This window comes from Butyrivibrio sp. AE3006 (assembly GCF_000424165.1).
Taxonomy (GTDB): Bacteria; Bacillota; Clostridia; order Lachnospirales; family Lachnospiraceae; genus Butyrivibrio.
In genome coordinates, this window is sequence record NZ_AUJJ01000021.1 from 34,062 (window position 1) to 55,384 (window position 21,323).

General features: G+C 39.4%; 15 protein-coding genes and 1 tRNA gene. 2 read left to right on the forward strand and 14 right to left on the reverse strand.

Annotation, left to right across the window (positions count from 1 at the left end; genetic code table 11):
- Positions 1–118 precede the first annotated feature (118 nt).
- Positions 119–1,522, forward strand: a complete 1,404-nt coding sequence (locus G603_RS0111575) for a D-alanyl-D-alanine carboxypeptidase family protein (protein ID WP_242829630.1) — start codon at positions 119–121, stop codon at positions 1,520–1,522.
- Here G603_RS0111575 and G603_RS0111580 read toward each other — a convergent pair.
- Together G603_RS0111580 and G603_RS0111585 are read right to left on the reverse strand one after the other, a co-directional pair.
- Positions 1,519–2,442: a 3'-5' exonuclease gene (locus G603_RS0111580; RefSeq protein ID WP_026524491.1), complete on the reverse strand. Its 924-nt coding sequence runs from the start codon at positions 2,440–2,442 to the stop codon at positions 1,519–1,521. The two genes, G603_RS0111575 and G603_RS0111580, sit on opposite strands and share 4 nt — an antisense overlap.
- Before the next feature lie 19 nt (positions 2,443–2,461).
- Positions 2,462–4,960, reverse strand: coding sequence for a clostripain-related cysteine peptidase (locus G603_RS0111585; protein ID WP_026670321.1), 2,499 nt, complete (start codon positions 4,958–4,960; stop codon positions 2,462–2,464).
- Between the two features lie 198 nt (positions 4,961–5,158).
- Between G603_RS0111585 and G603_RS20190 the strand changes: the two genes are divergently transcribed.
- A complete protein-coding gene (locus G603_RS20190; protein WP_051207792.1) occupies positions 5,159–6,838 on the forward strand; it encodes a putative bifunctional diguanylate cyclase/phosphodiesterase in 1,680 nt (559 codons plus the stop codon).
- A 98-nt stretch (positions 6,839–6,936) separates the two neighbouring features.
- On the opposite strand, the gene pepF is transcribed toward G603_RS20190, so the two are convergent.
- The 12 genes from pepF to mnmG all read right to left on the reverse strand — a co-directional run bounded on the left by pepF (position 6,937) and on the right by mnmG (position 21,318).
- Entirely contained in the window at positions 6,937–8,736 is a 1,800-nt protein-coding gene (gene pepF, locus G603_RS0111595) for an oligoendopeptidase F (protein ID WP_026670322.1), read from the reverse strand.
- 38 nt (positions 8,737–8,774) lie between these two features.
- Positions 8,775–10,160: an MBOAT family O-acyltransferase gene (locus G603_RS0111600; protein WP_026670323.1), complete on the reverse strand. Its 1,386-nt coding sequence runs from the start codon at positions 10,158–10,160 to the stop codon at positions 8,775–8,777.
- Positions 10,157–11,203 carry a hypothetical protein gene (locus G603_RS0111605; protein WP_026670324.1) on the reverse strand — a complete coding sequence of 349 codons (1,047 nt, stop codon included), beginning with the start codon at positions 11,201–11,203 and terminating at the stop codon, positions 10,157–10,159. The genes G603_RS0111600 and G603_RS0111605 overlap by 4 nt, the downstream gene beginning before the upstream one ends.
- Positions 11,204–11,368: 165 nt before the next feature.
- Positions 11,369–11,442, reverse strand: a tRNA-Arg gene (locus tag G603_RS0111610).
- A 73-nt stretch (positions 11,443–11,515) separates the two neighbouring features.
- Positions 11,516–13,747 carry a hypothetical protein gene (locus tag G603_RS0111615; RefSeq protein WP_026670325.1) on the reverse strand — a complete coding sequence of 744 codons (2,232 nt, stop codon included), beginning with the start codon at positions 13,745–13,747 and terminating at the stop codon, positions 11,516–11,518.
- A 123-nt stretch (positions 13,748–13,870) separates the two neighbouring features.
- Positions 13,871–14,755 carry a DUF3881 family protein gene (locus tag G603_RS0111620; RefSeq protein ID WP_026524497.1) on the reverse strand — a complete coding sequence of 295 codons (885 nt, stop codon included), beginning with the start codon at positions 14,753–14,755 and terminating at the stop codon, positions 13,871–13,873.
- Between the two features lie 42 nt (positions 14,756–14,797).
- Positions 14,798–16,084 carry a serine--tRNA ligase gene (serS, locus tag G603_RS0111625; RefSeq protein WP_026670326.1) on the reverse strand — a complete coding sequence of 429 codons (1,287 nt, stop codon included), beginning with the start codon at positions 16,082–16,084 and terminating at the stop codon, positions 14,798–14,800.
- 44 nt (positions 16,085–16,128) lie between these two features.
- Positions 16,129–16,638 carry a DUF4446 family protein gene (locus tag G603_RS0111630; protein ID WP_026524499.1) on the reverse strand — a complete coding sequence of 170 codons (510 nt, stop codon included), beginning with the start codon at positions 16,636–16,638 and terminating at the stop codon, positions 16,129–16,131.
- A 20-nt stretch (positions 16,639–16,658) separates the two neighbouring features.
- Entirely contained in the window at positions 16,659–17,555 is an 897-nt protein-coding gene (locus G603_RS0111635) for a ParB/RepB/Spo0J family partition protein (protein ID WP_026524500.1), read from the reverse strand.
- A 60-nt stretch (positions 17,556–17,615) separates the two neighbouring features.
- Positions 17,616–18,380: a ParA family protein gene (locus G603_RS0111640; RefSeq protein ID WP_026524501.1), complete on the reverse strand. Its 765-nt coding sequence runs from the start codon at positions 18,378–18,380 to the stop codon at positions 17,616–17,618.
- 216 nt (positions 18,381–18,596) lie between these two features.
- Positions 18,597–19,331, reverse strand: a complete 735-nt coding sequence (rsmG, locus tag G603_RS0111645) for a 16S rRNA (guanine(527)-N(7))-methyltransferase RsmG (protein WP_035793010.1) — start codon at positions 19,329–19,331, stop codon at positions 18,597–18,599.
- A gap of 64 nt (positions 19,332–19,395) precedes the next feature.
- Positions 19,396–21,318: a tRNA uridine-5-carboxymethylaminomethyl(34) synthesis enzyme MnmG gene (gene mnmG, locus G603_RS0111650; protein ID WP_026670328.1), complete on the reverse strand. Its 1,923-nt coding sequence runs from the start codon at positions 21,316–21,318 to the stop codon at positions 19,396–19,398.
- Between the last annotated feature and the right edge of the window lie 5 nt (positions 21,319–21,323).

Here is a 21,323-nt window from a genome sequence, read left to right on the forward strand (position 1 = left end):
CATTTACCTTTCATTTTCCTTCTCTTTTAGTGTATCATAAATGGGCAGAAACTTTATACTGTTTGACTGAAAAATAAGAAATTTTTCATATTTTTATCTGTATTTGGAGCAAAATAAATTGAAATTTAGAAAATTACAAACAATATCAATAATGCTTCTTGCAGTGCTTATATTTGTAAACTCCGGCATTTTTGTTATGGCAGAGACTCTTGAGGAAGCTGCTAATGAGAGAAAGCTTCTTCCTATTGAGAGTAACTCCATTGCCGGCTGGCCGGAAGGTCCTGAGATCGGCGCTGAGGCTGCTATTCTCATGGAGGTCAATACAGGAACAATTTTGTACTCCAAGAACATACATGAGGAGCTTTATCCTGCAAGTACCACCAAGATCATGACCTGTCTTCTTGCGGTTGAGAAGGGGAATTTGTCGGATACTATTAATTTCACTTATGACGCCATTCATTCCGTTCCTGCCGATGGATCAAATATCGGTATGGATGCAGGAGAATACCTCTCTCTTGAAGAATGCCTTTACGGAATTATGGTTGGTAGTGCCAATGAAGTTGCAAATGCTGTAGCAGAGAATCTTTGCGGATCAATCCAGGGATTTGTTGATCTTATGAATGAAAAGGCCAAGTCTCTTGGCTGCACCAATACTCATTTTGTTAATACCAATGGACTTCAGGATTCCGACCACTACACAAGCGCCTATGACCTTGCTCTTATCGGCTGCGAATTTTTCTCAAATGAGCTTTTGTGCAGAGTTGGAAATACTCCACGCTATCACTTTGAGCCAAGTGCAGGGCAGCCTGATGATTTTTATCTAAACAATAAGCACAAACTTATAAGCGGCGAGATACCTTACACAGGAATTATCGGAGGAAAAACAGGATACACAGATCTTGCAAGAGAGACTCTTGTAACCTGTGCTGAGCGCGGTAACATGAAGCTTGTCTGCGTTATTTTGAAGGAAGAATCTCCTGCGCAGTTTACAGATACCGTTCAGCTCTTTGATTATGGCTTTAATAACTTTAAGGCAGTCAATGTAAAAAGCGAAGAGACAGGATATATCCCTAAGGACAACTCCTTTTTCTCACAGGGTGAGGATATTTTCAACATAAAGGGAGCTTCTCTTGAATTCACCAAAAATGATTATGTCTGTCTTCCTTTGACTGCTGAATTATCGGATGCCACATCCAAGATTCTATACACAAATGATGAGAATTCACCTGAATCTGTAGCAACCATCGAATATTTTTTCAGCGGAGTTCCTATTGGAAACGGACATATTGTGGTAAATTCAGGGGCTTCCTCTGATTCTGATAAATCTGATCCTGAAAAGACTATTTACATTAATATAAAAACAGTCCTTTCCGGCATTTTGGTAGCCGGAGGACTGCTGCTTTTATCAATATATATCAGCGCTCTCATTTCAACCTACAGCTTCGGTGGAAGCCGCGAGGACAGAAAGCGTCTTTCAAGGAGAAAGAAGGAAGCCAGAAAGAGAAGCGGTCCGAGATTTTAATATTTCTTTTTCTCGGATTTTGCTTTTACTTCGCGCATCTCCTTTTCTGTAATAAACTTAAGGGTCTTAACGGCATAGTACCTGTCACGTTCTGTCTTTTTAACACGGACCTTGGCCTTCATATAGCCATGCTCCTTACAGATGGATACGCTGTAGAAGTGCTTGCCGTTAATGGAAAACCATTTAATCTTTCGTCTTAAAGGGTGATTACAAAGATAACACTTTGTGCCCATTACTTCAGGATCAGCAAGGAGTTCTTCCTTGGTCTTAAATTCCCTGGAAATGTATTTTGCATAGTGATCAAAAACAATATGAACTTCCTGATCCTTGGTCTTGGGAGTCACGTAATTATCGAAGGAATAGTTATAGAGAACCTTTTTATCAAGCTCCACAAAAATCCTTGCGGTGTAGTCCGCATCTGAAAGGGCTCTGTGAAAAGCACTGTCCTTCTCCATTCCAAGACTGTCCGTAGCGTGCTCAAGAGAACGTCTCATTTTTCCATCTTCATACATGATACTATAGAGCTTTTGCACATCATAAAATGGAAGCGGTCTGTCCGATAAAAGCTTCATATCAAAAAAGTCCATATTACGCTGAAGCTCTGTAAGATCAAGGGGTCCCCAGGTGCAGAATATGGGATCCTCACCGCACCAGTTAAGAAAATCATTTACTACGGTTACAAAATCATCACCGCTCTTAAGATCATCCATTGTGATGTGAATGAGATTCTCTGTTATCTTGTGCATTTTTTTATAAATCTGGGGACAGATGAGTCTGTTAAACTCACCTGTTCTTTTCATGTTTTCATCAAGGCGGATCGCACCTATTTCGATAATTTCGAAGGGCAGCGATTTCCCGTTCCTTTCTTTAACTGATTTCCCCTGATTCCATTCAAGATCAAAAACAATATAGTTTCCCATAAATTATTACTGTCTTTCTTTAGTATTTAAGCGATTGTGACCAGTGTTCCTGTCCGTAAATATCTGTAAATTTAAAGGATACGAGTATTTCTCCATCTCCCACGCTTCTGTTGGAGATATGCATATCTTCCATGCTGCCCTCAACTATTACGGGATCTCCAAGGAAGTAGGTATCTGTGTAGGTCTTATCGTATGCGTAGCAGTCGCAGATATATTCAAGCTTATCACCCTCTGACAGCTCTGTCAGATTTTTAGCAACCGTATCTGTCTCACCATTTACATAGTCGTAGGTTACGCCTGCCACATATCCATCTTCATTCTCTGAATCAAAGATAAGGATAAGGTCAGCTCTCTGATCATTCAGCATAACAGGAACTCTTCCCATAATAGCGTAGTTATCGGAATCTCCCTGAGTATCAATATGATAGTAGGAAACTATCTGATCATCAATATAGAGCCATGTTCTGTCAGAAGGTGCAACTGGATTGCCATCAGCGTCAATATCATAGGAGTTATCAAGACCCAGGTCCACATATCTTGTTCCGTCATCATAGAAAATATTGACCTCAAGATCCTGTACAAGATCCCACTGGTCAGCTGACATCTGAATTACATCGCCGTCCTCATCATTTTTCACAAACATAAGGGCGTTTTCATCAAACTGGTTGGCTGATACATAATCTGCCATATCCTGTGGATCAAGACCTTTTCCAAAGAACTGTGTATTGGATGCATCAAGTCCTGAAATTCCGCTATAGCTTCCTGAAAGCATTGTGGTAAAGAGCTGCATAAGGGCATCACCGCTTGCTGATGAGGATGAACCCGAAAGCTCGCCAAAAAGGCTTCCTGCCGGAGTCTGCGTTCCGCCTGCTGCCATCTGACCTGCAACCTGCATGGAAGCAACTTTCTGAATACATTCAGAATAGCTCTCATCCATTCCTATAGCTTCACTGGTGCTGACCATGCTGTCAACCTTAGAGGATTTCCTGTAAGGGAAGTACATGGAAAGACCGTAAGCATTGGTCATACCCTGGCTTGTGCGATTATACTTAACGCAGCCCTTGATGGCATCTGCAAGTTCTTTACCTTCATCTGTGCCCATATTATAAGCAAGATGAACAAGGTCAACCTGATCGATCTTTGTTGAAGCTGCAAATTCTCTTGTCTGTGCTCTGGCATTTGCAACTGTCTTATAGTTTTTATCTGAAACAAGATCAGATGTGGACTGGGCAAAGCCCTTAAGCTCATCAGGAACAGTTTTCTCAAGCTCTGCAAGATCTATAAGTGAAAGTGTTGTCTTTTGGCCTCGGCAGGTACTCTCACAGGTTTTGGTAAATCCATCAATTATGTTTTTACCGATTTCAAGAGTATCCATGGAGGGATTGGCTGAATATGCGTTAAGCCAGTCGGTGTAATACCAGCCAACACCGGGTTCTGTCTCTTCTGAAGCGATGAGATAGTCACCGTAGGAAGCAGTCATAAGGGCTGTCTCAACAGTAGCCATAAGGCATGCATCAAAGCCAATAAAATCAAAGGTTACTCCTCCGCCCTTAAGAGCTCTGTTTATTCCAGAAAGTCCCATCGAACCAGACTGAGCATTTTTCTCATCATATCCATAGCCGCTTACGGAGCCGCCGCCATGATCCCAGAAAATCAGATCATATCTGTCAGCAGGATATTTATCCGCAGTCCATTTAATGAAGGATGCCAGATTGTCAGGATCTGTCATGGGCTTTTGACCTGCGTTGTCATTAAGGACTCTCAGGCCGCCCTTTTCAACCTTGTAAATCTGGTTTACTGAGCTGGATATTACATTGTTCTGCCAGTTTTTACATCCACCTGTGTAAACAATGATGTTTATCTGATCTGAGAGATCTGCAGCCATCATTTCCTGAAGGTCCTTGGTGGCCATGGCGCTTCTGCTCTCAAGATCTGTTCCGCACATGTATACCATGATGGTGGTCACATCGCTGCCATCACCTTTTATAACCGTGCGCTTAGCTCTTGCACCATCGATAACTTCTTTATTGAGAACTCCTGTATTTGGCTCCTCTGCCCATGCACTTGAAGCTGAGCCATAATATCCTGTGCCGCCTCCAAGGAGAGAACCAAGAAGTGATCCCATCTGAGAAGATGAGGATGCAGTACTACTCTGAGTAGTATTTGAATAGGCGTTATCTGTTGTCTGCTGGGTTGTTGTATCTGTAGTTGTAGCCACATTGCCGGTTGTAGTAGTCTGCGTATATGAACCGGTGTCAGTGGTTTCCGGTGAATCGCCAAAAAGTGATGAAAGGCCGCCGCCTCCGCCAAGCAAAAGTATCACCAGTACAACTACTATTGAAAGAGGACTTATGCCTCCGCTTCTCTTTGGCCCGCCGCCATTTGATCCGCCGCCTGACCCTTTTCCTTTATATCCATCTGATGATCCAACGGGTCCTGTTCCAAGACCATCACCTCTTACGTGGACGCCATTTCCGCCTTCTTCTATATTTTTCTTTCTTCTTACTGGTTCCGCCATTATGCCCTCCCATATAGTCGGATATATTTTTTTCCATTCTATCATATTGTACTACTTATCGCTCTTTTTTGTTTTTAATCGTGTTAACCTCCATACCAAACTCCTTTATTAAAATTCCATTAAAAAACCCTTAATATCAGTTTTTTCCAAAATATGTGATTTATAATTTAATATAGAATTGTTTCGAGGATACAGAATATGACTAACGAAAACACTGAACAGGTCAAAACATATTCATATAAAGAAATAAATATAGCCATGGATTCCATGCGTGTCATGTTTGACATCGTAAGGCTTGTTGATGCTGAAGAATGCCGTGAAGTCTCAGTTTCTGCTGAGGGCGTGCTATGCTTTGGCAAGGAATGCTATGCCGTTTGGAATGCAGATCACAGGTGTGCCAACTGTACCAGTTTTCAAGCATGCCACACTCACTCCAAAAAGACCCGTGTCGAGTATTTTAACGGCAAGACCTTCCAGATTCAATCAGTTCCCATCATTCTGACTTTAAAGGACGAATCTCCCTACTGCTGTAATTTAGAGCTTATATCCTTTAGCGATGATGCTGTTGAAGCAGCTTACCACGAAGAGAAAACAAAATGGGAAACAAGCGGGTATCTTTCTACCCATGATACTCTTACAGGTATTCTTAACTGGGACGGCTTCTGTAAGGGAGCCCGTAATTTAATCAGCAATAATCCGGAAAAAAAGCATCTGGTTATTTCTGCTGATGTTGATAATTTCAGACTGGTTAACACTCTTTTTGGAAACAGTAAAGGAAATGAAGTTCTTATAGGCATTGCCAAAATATTAGAGGAAATGAGCGGAAGCACCGGAGTTGCCGGAAGATGCGGCGGCGTAAACTTTGCGCTGTGCATAGATGAAAAAGATGATCTAGAGAAGTGGCTTTCCGAGCTGTCTTCAAAGGTTGCAGAGCTTATCTATTCACCTTCATTTACACTGACTATGCATTTTGGTATTTTTGATGTAGAGAATCAGAACCTCCCTATTTCCATAATGTATGACCGCTCCTATATGGCTCTTGAGTCCATAAAGACTGACGAAAGTGTATTTTATGCATACTTTACGGATGAGCTTTTAGAGAAGGCAGTCCATGAACAGAAGATTATAAACGAGTTTAAATCAAATCTAAAAAGCGGTCAGTTCATAATTTATCTGCAGCCTCAGGTTACAAAAGAAGGAGTGATCGAAGGTGCCGAATGTCTCGTAAGGTGGTGTCTTCCATCAGGTGATATACTTCCTCCGATGGAATTTATTGAGATTTTGGAGCAGGTAGGTCTTATAGGATCCCTTGATGAATATGTGTGGGATCTTGCTGCATACCAGCTATCCAAATGGAAAGGAACTGAATTTGATAATCTCTACCTCTCAGTAAATGTATCGCCAAAGGATTTTTATTACCTTGATATTGCCGAGATTTTTCCTTCTCTTTGCAAGAAGTATGATATATCACCTTCAAAGCTTCATATAGAAATTACTGAGACCGCCATTGCAGATGAAATGTCCGGAAATATGGCAACAATGGAGAAACTTCAGGCAAATGGCTTTACTGTTGAAATTGATGACTTTGGAAAAGGTTCGTCATCCCTTGGACTCTTGAAGGATTTAAAGGCTGACGTTCTGAAAATTGATATGCGCTTTATTCAAAGATGCAGCGATGATGACAGAAGCAATGTCATTTTGGAATCTGTGATAGATATGGCAAAAAAGCTTCATATGGAAGTTATCTCAGAAGGAATAGAAACAAAGGATCAGCTAAATAACTTATCTGAGCTTGGCTGTGATGTATTCCAGGGCTTCTATTTTTCAAAACCAATTCCTGTGGCTGCCTTTGAACAGTATGCTAAAAAGAAGTCATAGAATCCTGCTTATCAAAAAACAAGACCTTTTCGTTTATTCTATATTAGTTTATGCCATAAAAATCGCTCACACCCATTAACGGATGTGAGCGTATTATTTTACTTATAGAGTTCTTCCATTTCTTTAAGTGCTTCGCCAAATACTTCAAGTGCATCATCGATGGGCTTAGAAGTAGTAAGATCAACTCCAGCAATCTTAAGAAGACTAACCGGATCGTCTGTGCAGCCGCTCTTTAAGAAGTTCTTATACTGCTCTACTGCGCTCTCGCCCTCTTTGAGGATGCGGCTTGCAATAGCAACTGAAGCAGCAAAGCTTGTAGCGTACTGATAAACATAGAAGTTGTAATAGAAGTGAGGTATTCTGCACCACTCCCATGCAATCTGAGGATCTGAAACCATATCCTCGCCAAAGTACTGCTTATTAAGCTCATAGTATACATTTGAAAGTGACTCTGCTGTCAGAGGCTCGCCCTTCTCAGCCATTTCATTGGTCTTTCTCTCGAATTCCTCAAACATGGTCTGACGATACATTGTACCCTTGAAGCTTTCAAGGAAATGATTGATAATGTATGCCTTCTCTTCCTTGGACTTTGCATTGTCCTTCAGGTAGTGATAAAGAAGAACCTCGTTAGTTGTGGATGCAACCTCAGCAACGAAGATCTTGTAATCTGCGTTAAAGATGCTCTGTGCATGGTCTGAATACCAGGTGTGCATTGAGTGTCCCATCTCATGTACGAGTGTAAATACATCTTCTAAAGTGTTGTTGTAGTTAAGAAGCATATAGGGATGTACGCCATAAGCGCCGCTACTGTAAGCACCGCTTCTCTTTCCTTCGTTCTCAACCACATCGATCCAGCGATCTTCATAAGCTTTTTTCACAATTGAAAGATACTCTTCACCAAGAGGTGCAAGAGCCTTCAAGGAAATCTCCTTAGCTGTCTCGTAATCAACCTCCATGTTGAAGTCCTTGATCATTGAAACATATACGTCATACATGTGAAGTTCATCAACGCCAAGTAGCTTTTTCCTAAGGGACACGTAGCGATGCATCTTATCAAATCCTTTGTGGATTGACTCGATAAGCATATCGCAAACCTTAGGATCAACATTATTTCCATCAACTGCTGCTTCAAAGTTTGAGTTATATTTTCTTGCCTTTGAATTGAAGATTCTGGCCTTTACTTCACCGTCATAGAGGGCAGCCCAGGTGTTCTTGAACTCCTCATATCTACCATAGAATGCTTCGAATGCTCTTTTTCTAAGCTCCCTGTCCTTGGACATCTGAACAGGAACGAATCTTCCGTTTGAAAGAACAACTTCTTTTCCTTCTGAATCCTCTACACTGGGGAATTTAAGGTCTGCATCTGAGAGCATGTTAAAGCCTGTGTAGGGAGTGTTTGCCATCTCGCCTGTTGATGCAAGGAGCTGCTCCATCTCTTTACTTAAGATGTGGTCCTTAAGTCTTCTCATCTCTTTGATCTTAATCTCATACTGCTTAAGTGAAGGCTCTTCGCTGTAGAAGGCTTCAAGCTTCTCATCTGAAAGCCCAAGAATTTCAGGCTCAACAAATGATGTCTTCTCGCTTACAGCCACAAGAGCAGATGTGGATTTCTGGTTCATTCCGTTATATTTGGAATTAGCTGTATCCTCATCATGTCTCATGTGTGCATAGGCATGGAATCTGCTCTCTAAAAGCTCGATCTGCTCATAGAGATTTAATGCTTCAAATAAATCCTTTGCACTCTCAGTGAGCTTTCCGCTGTATTTTGCAAGCTCTCCTGAAAGCTCTATTGCTTTATCAACTTCCTTCTGCCAGTCTGCTTCGTTCTCGTAAATATCCTCAAGTCGCCATGTAAGCTCTGCTGCAACTTCGGATCTCTTTGGTAATCTGTCCTGCATATTGTTTTCCTCCATTTAAAGTTTTTATTTCCCCCGATTTAGAACTGGAAGTATACGAATGGATTCTCACCTGTGTAGGCAAGAGTCAGTATAAGTCCAAGCTCAATAAAGAACAATGTCATTCCCTTAACTGTACTAAGGTCAAGTATAGGATAAAATCCGCTTACAGGGCGGTTTTCTTTTTTCGCTTTTCTGTCTGCAATAATCGATGCAATAATGAGTACAGCAAATCCTATAAAGGACCAGGCAAAGGGCTGGTTTATACCCTTCTGGAAGGTAACGATCCTCTTTATTATAAGAATTGCATCTGAGAATTTCTCTGATCTGAAAAAAATAAATGAAAGTGAGTTAAACAAAAAGACATCTACTATATTAAGCGCCCTCACAACCTCATTTTCACTTTTCCTTGGAACAAACTTATCAACGCAAAGCATGATTCCGTGAAGTCCGCCCCAAAAAACATATTTCCAAGCAGCACCATGCCACAATCCACCAACCAGCATAGTAAGGAAAAGATTAAGGCATTGTCTGTACAGTCCTTTTCTGTTTCCGCCAAGGGGGATGTAAACATATTCCTTAAGCCATGTGGAGAGGCTTATGTGCCATCTTCTCCAAAGCTCTGAAATGGATCTGGACATATAGGGTATGTTGAAGTTCCTGCTAAAGTCATATCCAAGGCACTTTGCACAGCCTATAGCCATGTCTGAATATCCGGAAAAATCAAAGTAAATCTGAACGGTATATGTAATGGTAGCAAAAAACAGTGAAAATGCACTGAAAGCTGCAGGCTTTGAATAAACATCATCAACAAATACGGACATGTGATCCGCAAGGACTATTTTCTTGAAAAGTCCAAAAGCAAAAACCTGAAATCCCCACTGAAGATTTTGCCAGTTGACGCATCTCTTTTCACGGAGCTGTGGCAAAAACTCGGATGCACGAACAATAGGGCCTGCAACCAGCTGAGGGAAAAAGCTTACATATAAAGCGAGCTTTATAAAGTCCTTTTCAACAGGGATTTTTCCTCTTTTTACATCTATAACATAGCTAAGAGCCTGGAAGGTATAAAATGAAATACCAACAGGCAGGATTATTCTGAGTGTACCAAGGTCCCTTCCTATCATGGCTTCAAAGGTATCCATGAAAAATCCAAGATACTTAAATATTCCAAGAACCGATAATGGTACCAAAATACCTGCCACAAATGCGGGCTTTTTGTCTGTGTGCTGCGCAGAAATATATGACACAACTATCACAAACAAAAGCAGGAAGCAGAATCGATAATCCCAGTAGCCATAGAAAAAGAAGCTGGCCAAAAGAAGGAATATTTCTTTTACTCTCTGTTTAAAAAAACGCTCTATAAAAGCCGTTCCGGCAAGTACTAAAGAGAAGAATATTAAAAAATCTATTGATGAAAATGTCATTTGTTCTCCTCTATGTATTTATAAAGTTCATCTGCCATCATTTTTTGTCCCTTTTTATTAAGGTGTCCCAAGCCCACGGAGGTATTTGTAAAACCGTAGGCGAGAGTGTTGTTATCATAGTACTCCGAAGCAAATCGCTCTGACATATCGATGTAGCTTATTCCGACTTCATCGCAAAGTCTTTCATACTGAAGGCTGTCATTGTCTGTATTGTCGTATGTAAGGACGCCCTCGTGATCAAGTCTCATTGTGGGATGGAAAATAATTATTATATGAGCACCATTCTCATCCGCCTTCGTTTTTATCTTGGAAAGTACTTTTCTTAGAAGTTCTTCATTGCAAAGATCATCTTCTTTTTTCTCTTCGATTACTGTCTCTGCGGCAGCGCCTGCTTTTTCAAAAGATATTATTTTATCCTTTATTTCGCTTGGTCCTATTATCTCCTTGAAGCTCTCAAGCTGATAATACATCTGCCTGAGGAAAGGATTTTTCTGAAGCGCACCTATTATGCCATCTGCGTGGGAGCCTATGGTTTCTACAGTGCCATCAAGTATCTGATTAAGCTCTTCGTCTGTGAAGTGAAGATAACCCGTCTCAATTACCACATATTTTGAAGGCTTATATTTGTCCATGGCCGCATCAAAGTTATTAACGCAGGTTGCAAAGTAGTGGCCTGACACGCCTATGTCATAGATTCTAAGATCCGGCAGACTTTCTGACAGCAGCGCTGCAGAGGAATATCCGGAAGGGACATTGGATGCCTCCATCTGAGAAGAACCCATTATGAGGATATCTATATCCTCTCCCTCTACATAATCTGTAGTATCATAGTACCCCTCATTATTGGTCTTGCCATAGGAAAAACCTTCAGTCATCTGTGAATGGAAGGTTTTGGGTTCCCATCTGTAATCAGTGGCACCATCAGGGTCATCATAATGTACCGGTGTATTAGAATAGAAAAAGCAAAAAGCAGTTAATACGCAAAATGCAATTATCATGGATAATAGTATTTTGCCTGCCTTATTAAAAAAATTTGAAATCATTAAAAGACCTCGTTTATCAAATATCTACGTATACAAAACGAGGAAGCCTTTTGGCTTCCTCTACAGACGTTCCCGATGTGGTGCTGCACATCCGGGGGATGTGCGCTTAGCACCGACCGAAGTGGAACGGAGATCGAACACACGACCTTCCGCTTATCTACCAAACGTTCCCGATGTGATTCGAACACACGACCTTCCGCTTAGGAGGCGGACGCTCTATCCAGCTGAGCTACGAGAACTCACTAAGCGCTATTTATACGCGCTTAGTTATTTTATCACAGCAGTTTTTATTGTTCAACTGTGCTTTTAGCTTTACGCCTTAGGGTTCCCTTTTCGCTTGCAGCAAAAGATCAGAATTGCAATTGCTGTTGCAAGAGATATGATCTGAGAAAGTCTCCAGGTAAAGGGCTCGCTAAAGTAAACCTTCACATTTCCGCTAAAGCCTGCGGGAATCTCGACTGCCACGCGTTTTGATTCAGACTCTGTCACAGCAAGTGATTTACCATCGCTCTTTGCCTTATATTTTTTATAGCTCCAAAGAGGGAACTCTGCTGTTATATCCTGTCCGCTCTCATTATTTATTTCGGCGATGATGGTTGTTGCCTTTCTCTGTTTGATGCTGCCTGACACACCCTCTACTTCAGGAAGTGAAAGCTCTGATTCTCTGTAGGCAAGACTTGCCTGGGCTCCTATAATTCCAAATTCATCAAGACCATCGAAATAGCATTTTCCTGAATCAATTGCAGAAACGGTATGAGCAACTCTAAATACCTCATCATAGTAAGTAAGATCCTGACCTATTGTAAGAATGGTCAGACAAAATGCTATGATAGCAGCAAGCTCCATGCCAAAGGCTTTTCCTTCTTTTACAAGGTTATCCTCCAATGCACCAAGGGAAAGTACTGTAAGCAGCACCACGAGTACACATATCACTCCAAGGAAATGCCATGGAAACTGAAGTATCTCAAGAGCTGAGTACAATTTTTCCGGAAGAAGCCTGTAAACATCATAGTATGGGAACCACTTTGTGCACATTATAAGAAGTACAACTGTGCATAAAAGAAGCTTTACTACCGTATTTTTCAGTTTTCCAAAATAGCCTTTTCCAAGAACTGCTGCGCAGATGAAAAGCGCTACAAGTGATGAAAAGCCAAGTGCTGCCCAGCCTGCCGTATACTGCATGCTATCAGGTTTTGTCATGAAAAGATATTCCGGCTCTGTGGCATTGCCCCAAAGGATATATCCATGCTCACCCATAAGCATCGGCACGTTTATAAGGTAGTCCACAACTGGAAGCATGAAGTGTAATCCAAGAAGAATCGTAAGTCCCAGTGTCTTAAGGAGCTTTATAAATATCTTTTTGGAAAATGTCAGCTTAAAAAATACAAGGCAGATAACCGGAATAACCATCGCCAGTATAAAGGTTGAGTGAACATGGGTCTCGATAGTCATATCGATTCCAACAGCCATCTCAATTATGCCGATATTTCCGGAAAGCTTCTCGTTATCTGTATATATATCCCACATTCCAAGCAGGATAAGTGGCAAAAATGCGTATGCTGCAAGCTCTCCAACAAGGGCACCTGAATAAATGCTGTGAAGATGGAAACCCATAAGTGAGTAAAGTGCAGCACCTGCAACGCCAAGATACTTTTTATTTGTGATGTTTCCAAAGACTTTGTATGAGATAAGTACTGCAATAACATTCATCATCAGAATGTAGAACTTATATGCAAAAGCCAGTGAAAAACCAAGAACTATGAGTACTGCAGAAGGATAGAGGAACATTGATCCATACCCTACTCCGTCAGCATAGCCATAGCCGTTACACCATAAGGGATGTATTTTTACAGGAAAAATGCCGCTTTTAATTCCATCAGCTATAGCGCAGAATCTGGTGAGATGATAGTTTAAGTCATCTCCAAAATATACACCCTTATGAACAAGAGGATAACTTGAAAGTGCAACTATTCCTAAAAGAAGTGCTGCAATTGTGGCATTTTCCTTAAGCCATTTATCTGTTTTTTCTTTATTGAAAACGAAGGCTGCTATGAGAAGATCAATTATTACAAAAATGAACAGCCAAATGGTGAACTCGTGAAGTATTGTTTTGCCTCTAAGATATTCAATGTGAATATCTCCTACCATGATGTAATCTTCATCTGCAACAACAGGAAAATTTACTCTGAAATTCCCGGATCTGTTGATATACGCAAGATGTCTTCCTGTTTTATTCTCAGTATTATAGATTCCGATAACATCGGATACTACATTATCTGCACCCTTGTTTCCGGAAAAATCATCTACCGATTCAATCTCGGAATAAACATCCTTTTTGGAATCCTCATAAACGTTATTGGTATCGTAGGTGTAGCTGATATCATAGATACCTTTTTCCAGATAAATGTTTTCTGTGGTAATCATCTGGCCGTTATGATAGGAGTGGTCACAATAGGCACCCTTCTCATAACCGTTATCTTTTCCCATATATAACAGAAGATCATCCTGAAGGATGTCCGATGCCATTTGTCTGTTGAATGACATGGTATGTACTCCTAGAAGGATGATTTCTAATAAAATGATCAATGCAAAAAATATGCGTTTTTTATTCATGATAATTTTTGATTTCCCCTGATTTTTTCATGTGCACGATCCGGTAAGCTAATATCAATCCTCTGCGTAATTGACATAGCCCTGCATCCAGATATTCCCCTTAAATCTTCTACCTGGCATTGGCTCTCCGAGAAGATCCTTTCTGTTAATGCAAACATCAAATACAAGCTCGTTACAATTTATTGTCATAACCACAAGTGTCTGACCTGTAAGTCTGTTTGTCTCCTCGTGACAATCCATGATTTCTCCCATGACAGAATACTGATCACTTTCTACTCCGTAGGGCATAAAGTAATTGTCTACAAGAGTGTAGATATCAGTGGTCTTTATCTGCTTAGAAAGTGCACTGTAGGTATCCATATCCTCTATGGACAAGGATTCCATTGCTGACTCATCGCCTTTCCTGGCTTTGTGCATCAGCTTCTCTCTCTCCCTTGTTCTCTTTCTGACAAACTTCTTGTCGCTGTCTGTTTTAGCAATAGGCATTACGACAGTTCCATTTGTGGAAAGAGCTGACATAGTAAGTGTAGTTCCTCGTATGGGGAATTTATTTTCATTCTGCACCTTAATATAAGGAATCATATTTTGCAGATAAAAAATAATGGTAACTCCCACACGAAGATCATCACAGACACCGGCATAGGATTCTCTTGAAGCGTGACGAGAAACTGTGATGTCTTCTTCTGTAGTTATGCCGGTACCTCTGATATATGGATAATAGTAGTCGTACATGAATTTGTCCTGCTCATTAAACTCGCCGCAGACACAAATTCCTATACCATCAGCGAAATCCTTGCAGAATTCTCCGAGCAACTTATCGCCATCCTTAGTAACATAGGATCTTGAATCTGCTTTCTGCACTGTCATTGCTATCAAATTCTGTATGTCTTCTCTGCTTTTTATATTTTCAAAGCCTATTGCCCGTAAATAATTATGCATGGATTTCACCTCCTTTCATTTTTTCTAAAAATATCTATAGTCTTATTTTACAGGGATGAGTTTTTCTTTTCCACCCATGTAAGGTCTAAGTGCAACAGGAATATTAACTGTTCCGTCTTCATTGAGGTTATTCTCAAGGAATGCGATAAGCATACGAGGCGGAGCAACTACTGTGTTGTTAAGTGTGTGAGCAAGATAGTTTCCATCTTTGCCCTTGATTCTGATCTTAAGTCTTCTTGCCTGAGCATCACCAAGGTTAGAGCAGCTTCCTACTTCGAAGTACTTCTTCTGTCTGGGTGACCATGCTTCAACGTCGCAGGACTTGCACTTAAGATCTGCAAGATCTCCTGAGCAGCACTCAAGTGTACGAACAGGAATATCCATTGAACGGAAAAGATCAACAGTGTTCTGCCAAAGCTTGTCATACCACATCTTTGACTCTTCAGGCTTACAAACTACGATCATCTCCTGCTTTTCAAACTGATGAATTCTGTAAACACCTCTCTCTTCGATGCCGTGTGCACCCTTCTCTTTACGGAAGCAGGGTGAGTAGCTTGTAAGAGTCTGAGGAATATCAGCTTCTTCAATGATCTGCTCCTTGAACTTACCGATCATTGAATGCTCACTTGTACCGATAAGATAGAGATCTTCACCTTCAATCTTGTACATCATAGCTTCCATCTCAGGGAAACTCATAACACCTTCTACAACATTGCCGTGAATCATGAAAGGAGGAACGCAGTATGTAAATCCTCTGTCAATCATGAAATCTCTTGCATAAGAAATAACTGCAGAGTGAAGTCTTGCGATATCACCCATAAGATAATAGAAGCCATTACCTGCAACTCTTCTTGCGGCTTCAAAATCTATACCGTTAAATCTTTCCATTATATCTGTGTGATAAGGAATTTCGAAATCCGGAACTACAGGATCGCCAAACTTTTCAATCTCAACATTCTCGGAATCATCTTTTCCAATCGGGACACTCTCATCAATGATCTGAGGAATTACCATCATGATCTTGAGAACCTTCTCATCAACAACCTTCTGGTTTTCCTCAAGCTCAGAGAGTCTTTTTGCATTAGCTGCAACCTCAGCCTTCTTTGCTTCAGCCTCTTCTTTTTTGCCCTGAGCCATTAAAGCTCCAATCTCTTTAGAAATCTTATTTCTGCTTGCGCGGAGATCATCTGCTTCCTGCTGATTTGCTCTTCTCTCGTTATCAAGTGCGATAACCTCATCTACAAGAGGAAGCTTTTCATCCTGGAACTTCTTCTTAATGTTTTCTTTTACTACTTCAGGATTTTCTCTTAAAAATTTGATATCTATCATTTTTGCATCTCCTTATTATGCTTAATTTTTCTGACTAAAAAAATTTATCTATAGTTCATGGCTTCATCCAAAGCTATCTGTTCTTCTTCACCAAGTTCAAGATCACATTTTCCGTTTTTGATTTCCTTTGAATATGTGTAGTTACCATCTGTGCTGTGAACAGAGTTTAATAAGAAACCATTGTTGTCTTCATCGAGAAGTGCAAGTGCATAACTTAGCTTTCCGCCCATCTGATTGAAGGCATCATATTTAATAATACCGATTTTCTGGAAACAGTATGCCAATCTGTTGTAAATATTATTTATGTCTTTTTGATTCTTTTGTGTCGCTTTTTTGATAATCTCATTATCTTCAAAAAGAGCAACTATTTCATCCTCAAGTGAAGCGGCTTCTTTACCCTTCATGAATTTGGATATCTGCACCTTGATACTCTTTATCTTTTTTCCCTGCATTATTATGATGACAAACAGGATTATTATCAAGAGGATATTTGCTATAAGTACATAGGTAATATCCAGGCTGATTCCCATTGAATCTAATAAGTTACTGTTCATTTATTTCCCCTACCCCATTTTTATTTGTAAAGTTTTTCTGCGATTCTCTCTAAATCATCTGTGCTGTAGAACTCTATCTCAATCTTACCGGTTCCTTCTCCCTTGGAAACAATCTCTACCTTTGTTCCAATTGCCTGCTTACATCTCTCTTCAAGTTCTCTGTAAGCTGACTCAACACTTTCATTTTTGAGAACAGATTTTTTCTTCTTTTTATCCGGCTTACCAAGATTCTTAACAAGCTTCTCTGTTTCTCTTACATTAAGCTTTTTATCAAAAACTTCCTCAGCAATCTGAAGCTGCTCTTCCGGATTCTCGATAGATATAAGTGCTCTTGCATGTCCCATGCTAAGCTTCTCATCTATAAGCATCTGTCTTACTTCATCGCAAAGCTTCAAAAGTCTGAGAGAGTTCGTAATAGTAACTCGACTCTTTGAAACTTTCTCAGCAACAACGTCCTGGGTATAACCAAACTCATCGATGAATCTCTTATATGCAAGAGCTTCTTCAATAGGATTGAGGTCATCTCTCTGGAGGTTATCAATAAGAGCATACTCTGCAATTTCTTCCTCAGTGAGATTCTTTATGATTACAGGAACTTCTTTAAGACCTGCCTTCTTAGCAGCTCTCCATCTTCTCTCTCCTCCGATGATCTCATAGTGATCACCTCTATCCTGAACAATAAGAGGATTTATTATTCCATGCTGTTTGATTGAATCAGAAAGCTCGATGAGTTTATCTTCATCAAAAGTTTTTCTGGGCTGATCTCTGTTAGGTTCAACCTTTGTAATATTTACTGTTGTAACCTGTCCCTCTTCAGGAGTCTCGGAAGTATTTGTCTTTGATGCAGACTTAGGTGCCGGTGCTATAAGAGCATCAAGTCCTTTTCCAAGTCCGCGCTTTGCATTTTTAGGTGGCATAATTCATCTCCTCTATATTTAGTATAATGTTTCACGTGAAACACTAATAGTTGTAATTAATTAAAATTTTCTTCCGATAACTTCATCTGCTAAAAGTCTGTATGCTACAGCACCAGCTGACTTAGTATCATAAAGGTTAATCGGTATTCCATAGCTGGGTGCTTCTGCAAGTCTGATATTTCTGGGAATGATTGTCTTATAAACATTCTCATTGATATGATCTTTTACATTCTCAACAACCTGCAATGAAAGATTTGTTCTGGAATCGTACATGGTAAAGATTACGCCTTCCATCTCAAGATCATTATTCAGTCTGTCCTTTACAAGATTAACTGTACGTACTAACTGACTAAGTCCTTCCAAAGCGTAGTACTCACACTGGATAGGAACAAGAACTGTATTTGCAGTAGTCATTGCATTTATAGTAAGCATACTAAGTGAAGGAGGACAATCGATTATAATAAAATCATAGTTGTCTCTGATTTTCTCAATTGCATTCTTTAAGATATATTCCTTCTCTTCCATATCAATAAGTTCGATCTCAACAGCAGCGAGATCAACATTGGCAGGAATAATATCAAGTCCGTCTACTACATTCTTAATAAGAACATCTTCGACATCGGCCTGTCCTATAAGTAATTCATAAATAGTATTTTCTAATTCATTCTTATCAAGTCCAAAACCACTGGTGGTATTTCCCTGAGGATCTGTATCAATAACCAGAACTTTTTTTCCTTTTTCTGCCAGGGTAGCAGATAGATTAATAGATGTAGTTGTCTTACCAACTCCGCCTTTCTGATTGGCGATTGCAATTGCTCTTCCCATATTGCTATATCTCCCTCTTATTATTAAACTCAATTTTGTATTATATCATAATTATAGAATTATTTTATTGGCAAATTGTTTAAATTATGTACTCAATTTTCTAGTAATTAATGTTTCACAAATAAAAACAACTATATATTGGGTTACAATGTTTCACGTGAAACAATTACTTGTGAGAAAATATTTTCAAATTGTAATGTTTCACGTGAAACTTTTTTATAAAGGTTTCTTCTGTGGAGTACCTGCTTTTCTTGGATACTTATGTGGAGTGTTTTGTCTCTTCTTGATTATACAGATAGTTCTTTTCACATCAGTACCCGGGAGATTGAATTCTTCCACAGAATCAGTCTTACCACCAAGTATAAATATAGCATTGGAAGCTTCATCAATTTCTTCTTTTGCTTTGTCTCCTTTATATGAAATAAAAGCTCCATCAACCTTTATGTATGGAAGGCAATATTCACATAAAGTAGAAAACCTTGCAACTGCTCTTGAAACGCATATATCAAATTTTTCTCTGAGTTCACCGGTCTTATAATCAGAATAATCTTCTGCTCTTCCATGTACAGTAGTTATTGATCCGGCACTATTTAGATCAAGTTCTTTTATCACTTCATCAAGGAAGATCAATCTCTTTTGAAGTGAATCCAATAAGGTAACATGTAATTCAGGAAAAACAATCTTCAGAACAATTCCGGGAAAGCCGGCACCTGTTCCAACATCAATAAGTGATAGATCCTTTTTAGTAAAATCAAAATACTTTGCTGATGAAATACTATCAGTAAAATGTAATTTACATACTTCATCAAATTCTGTTATGCCGGTAAGATTCATTCTGGTATTCCAATCCACCAACATTTCAAAATATTTATCAAACTGATTAAGTTGTTTTTCTGAAAGAATAATGCCAAAGGATTTAAAGTCTTCTATCATAGTATCAAAACTATGCATTTAAATATCTCCTTAAAAATACAATATATAGTGTTTCACGTGAAACATTATATACAATTAGTAGTTATTCAGATTTTGTTCCTCTTTTATAGTTTTCAAGATAAACTAATAATACTGAAATGTCAGCAGGATTTACTCCACTTATTCTTGATGCCTGTCCAACATTTACGGGTCTGAACTTTTTAAGATTCTGTCTTGCTTCTAATCTTAGACTAATTACATCATCATAATCTATATCAACCGGAATTATTTTTTTCTCCGTCTTCTTAAATTTGTCGACCTGTCTTTGCTGTCTTTCTATATATCCCTCATACTTGATATTGATTTCAACCTGTTCGATTACATCTAAAGGAAGGTCCGGTCTGTCGGGATCAATATCACTTATGTTCTGATAATTAAGTTCAGGTCTGCAGATAAGTTCAGCAAGAGATACAGCAGTTTTTAATCTCGGTGATTCATGCTTATCCATGAATTTCTGGATAGTTGCATTGGCACCAACCTTTATACTCTTAAGTCTTTCGGTCTCTTCCTGAATCTGTTTTTCTTTTAAGATAAGAGCATTATATTTCTCTTCAGAAATTAGTCCTACTTCATAACCTTTTTTACGAAGTCTTATATCTGCATTATCCTGTCTGAGTAAAAGTCTGTACTCAGCTCTTGAAGTCATCATTCTGTATGGCTCAAGATTATCCTTTGTAACAAGGTCATCAACCAAGACACCAATGTAGCCTTCTGATCTGTCTATTGAAAGATAAGGTTTTCCAAGGATTTGCATACATGCATTTATACTTGCGAATAATCCCTGAGCTGCAGCTTCTTCATAACCACTGCTACCATTAAACTGTCCTGCACTGAAAAGTCCTCTTACTTTTTTTATCTCAAGTGTAGGATGAAGTTCACCAGAACATAAGCAGTCGTATTCAATAGCATACGCATTTTTAACGATTACACAATTTTCAAGTCCGGGAACAGTTCTATACATCTGGAGCTGTACATCTTCAGGCATTGAAGAACTCATTCCATCAACATACATTTCATTTGTATGAGTTCCTTCGGGCTCGATGAAAACCTGATGTCTTATCTTGTCAGGGAACTTTATTACTTTATCCTCAATTGAAGGACAATATCTCGGTCCAATTCCTTCAATTACTCCTGCATATATAGGTGATCTATTTATGTTATTTCGTATTATTTCATGTGTTTTTTCATTTGTATAAGTGAGGTAGCAATTATGCTGTTCCTTCTGGATAGAATCAGGATCCGTATCAAATGAAAAAGGTATTACAGGTGTATCTCCTGTCTGAACTTCCATCTTGGAATAATCGATTGTATTTCCATCCATTCTAGCTGGAGTTCCTGTTTTAAATCTTCTTAAATTTATTCCGGCTTTTATAAGTGAATCTGATAAAAGGTTTGAAGGCTGTAAACCGTTAGGTCCTGTATACTGAATTGATTCACCGCAAAGACATCTGCTTTTAAGATAAGTTCCTGTACAAAGAATTACAGACTTACCTAAATATTCAAGACCGGTAACTGTCTTAACACCTTTAATAATTTTCTCATAGCCTTCTTTTTTAAGTTCATCATCTGATATATCTTCAAAAAGAATTTCTGAAATTTCAGATTGCTTTATTGTAAGATTTTTCTGGTTTTCCAAAATTCTTCTCATGGTCTTGGAATACTCAAGTTTATCTGCCTGGGCACGAAGAGAATGGATAGCAGGTCCTTTAGATTTGTTCAGCATCTTGGATTGAAGAAATGTCTTATCTATATTTTTACCCATTTCTCCGCCAAGAGCGTCAATCTCTCTAACAAGATGTCCCTTTGAAGAACCACCAATGTGAGGATTGCAAGGCATGAATGCAATATTGTCCGCACTTAATGTGAACATTACAGTCTTAAAACCAAGTCTTGCAGCTGCAAGTGCAGCCTCACATCCGGCATGACCTCCACCTATAACAATTACATCTACTATATCAGCTACCATAAAAT

Excerpts from the sequence above, each read along its gene's own strand:
- G603_RS20190 (WP_051207792.1), top strand. The coding sequence starts at position 5,159 with ATGACTAACGAAAACACTGAACAGGTCAAAACATATTCATATAAAGAA.
- G603_RS0111615 (WP_026670325.1), bottom strand. The coding sequence starts at position 13,747 with ATGTCATTCAACAGACAAATGGCATCGGACATCCTTCAGGATGATCTT.
- G603_RS0111640 (WP_026524501.1), bottom strand. The coding sequence starts at position 18,380 with ATGGGAAGAGCAATTGCAATCGCCAATCAGAAAGGCGGAGTTGGTAAG.
- mnmG (WP_026670328.1), bottom strand. The coding sequence starts at position 21,318 with ATGGTAGCTGATATAGTAGATGTAATTGTTATAGGTGGAGGTCATGCC.
- G603_RS0111635 (WP_026524500.1), bottom strand. The coding sequence starts at position 17,555 with ATGCCACCTAAAAATGCAAAGCGCGGACTTGGAAAAGGACTTGATGCT.
- G603_RS0111585 (WP_026670321.1), bottom strand. The coding sequence starts at position 4,960 with ATGGCGGAACCAGTAAGAAGAAAGAAAAATATAGAAGAAGGCGGAAAT.
- serS (WP_026670326.1), bottom strand. The coding sequence starts at position 16,084 with ATGATAGATATCAAATTTTTAAGAGAAAATCCTGAAGTAGTAAAAGAA.
- G603_RS0111580 (WP_026524491.1), bottom strand. The coding sequence starts at position 2,442 with ATGGGAAACTATATTGTTTTTGATCTTGAATGGAATCAGGGGAAATCA.
- pepF (WP_026670322.1), bottom strand. The coding sequence starts at position 8,736 with ATGCAGGACAGATTACCAAAGAGATCCGAAGTTGCAGCAGAGCTTACA.
- G603_RS0111605 (WP_026670324.1), bottom strand. The coding sequence starts at position 11,203 with ATGATTTCAAATTTTTTTAATAAGGCAGGCAAAATACTATTATCCATG.
- G603_RS0111600 (WP_026670323.1), bottom strand. The coding sequence starts at position 10,160 with ATGACATTTTCATCAATAGATTTTTTAATATTCTTCTCTTTAGTACTT.
- G603_RS0111630 (WP_026524499.1), bottom strand. The coding sequence starts at position 16,638 with ATGAACAGTAACTTATTAGATTCAATGGGAATCAGCCTGGATATTACC.
- rsmG (WP_035793010.1), bottom strand. The coding sequence starts at position 19,331 with ATGCATAGTTTTGATACTATGATAGAAGACTTTAAATCCTTTGGCATT.
- G603_RS0111620 (WP_026524497.1), bottom strand. The coding sequence starts at position 14,755 with ATGCATAATTATTTACGGGCAATAGGCTTTGAAAATATAAAAAGCAGA.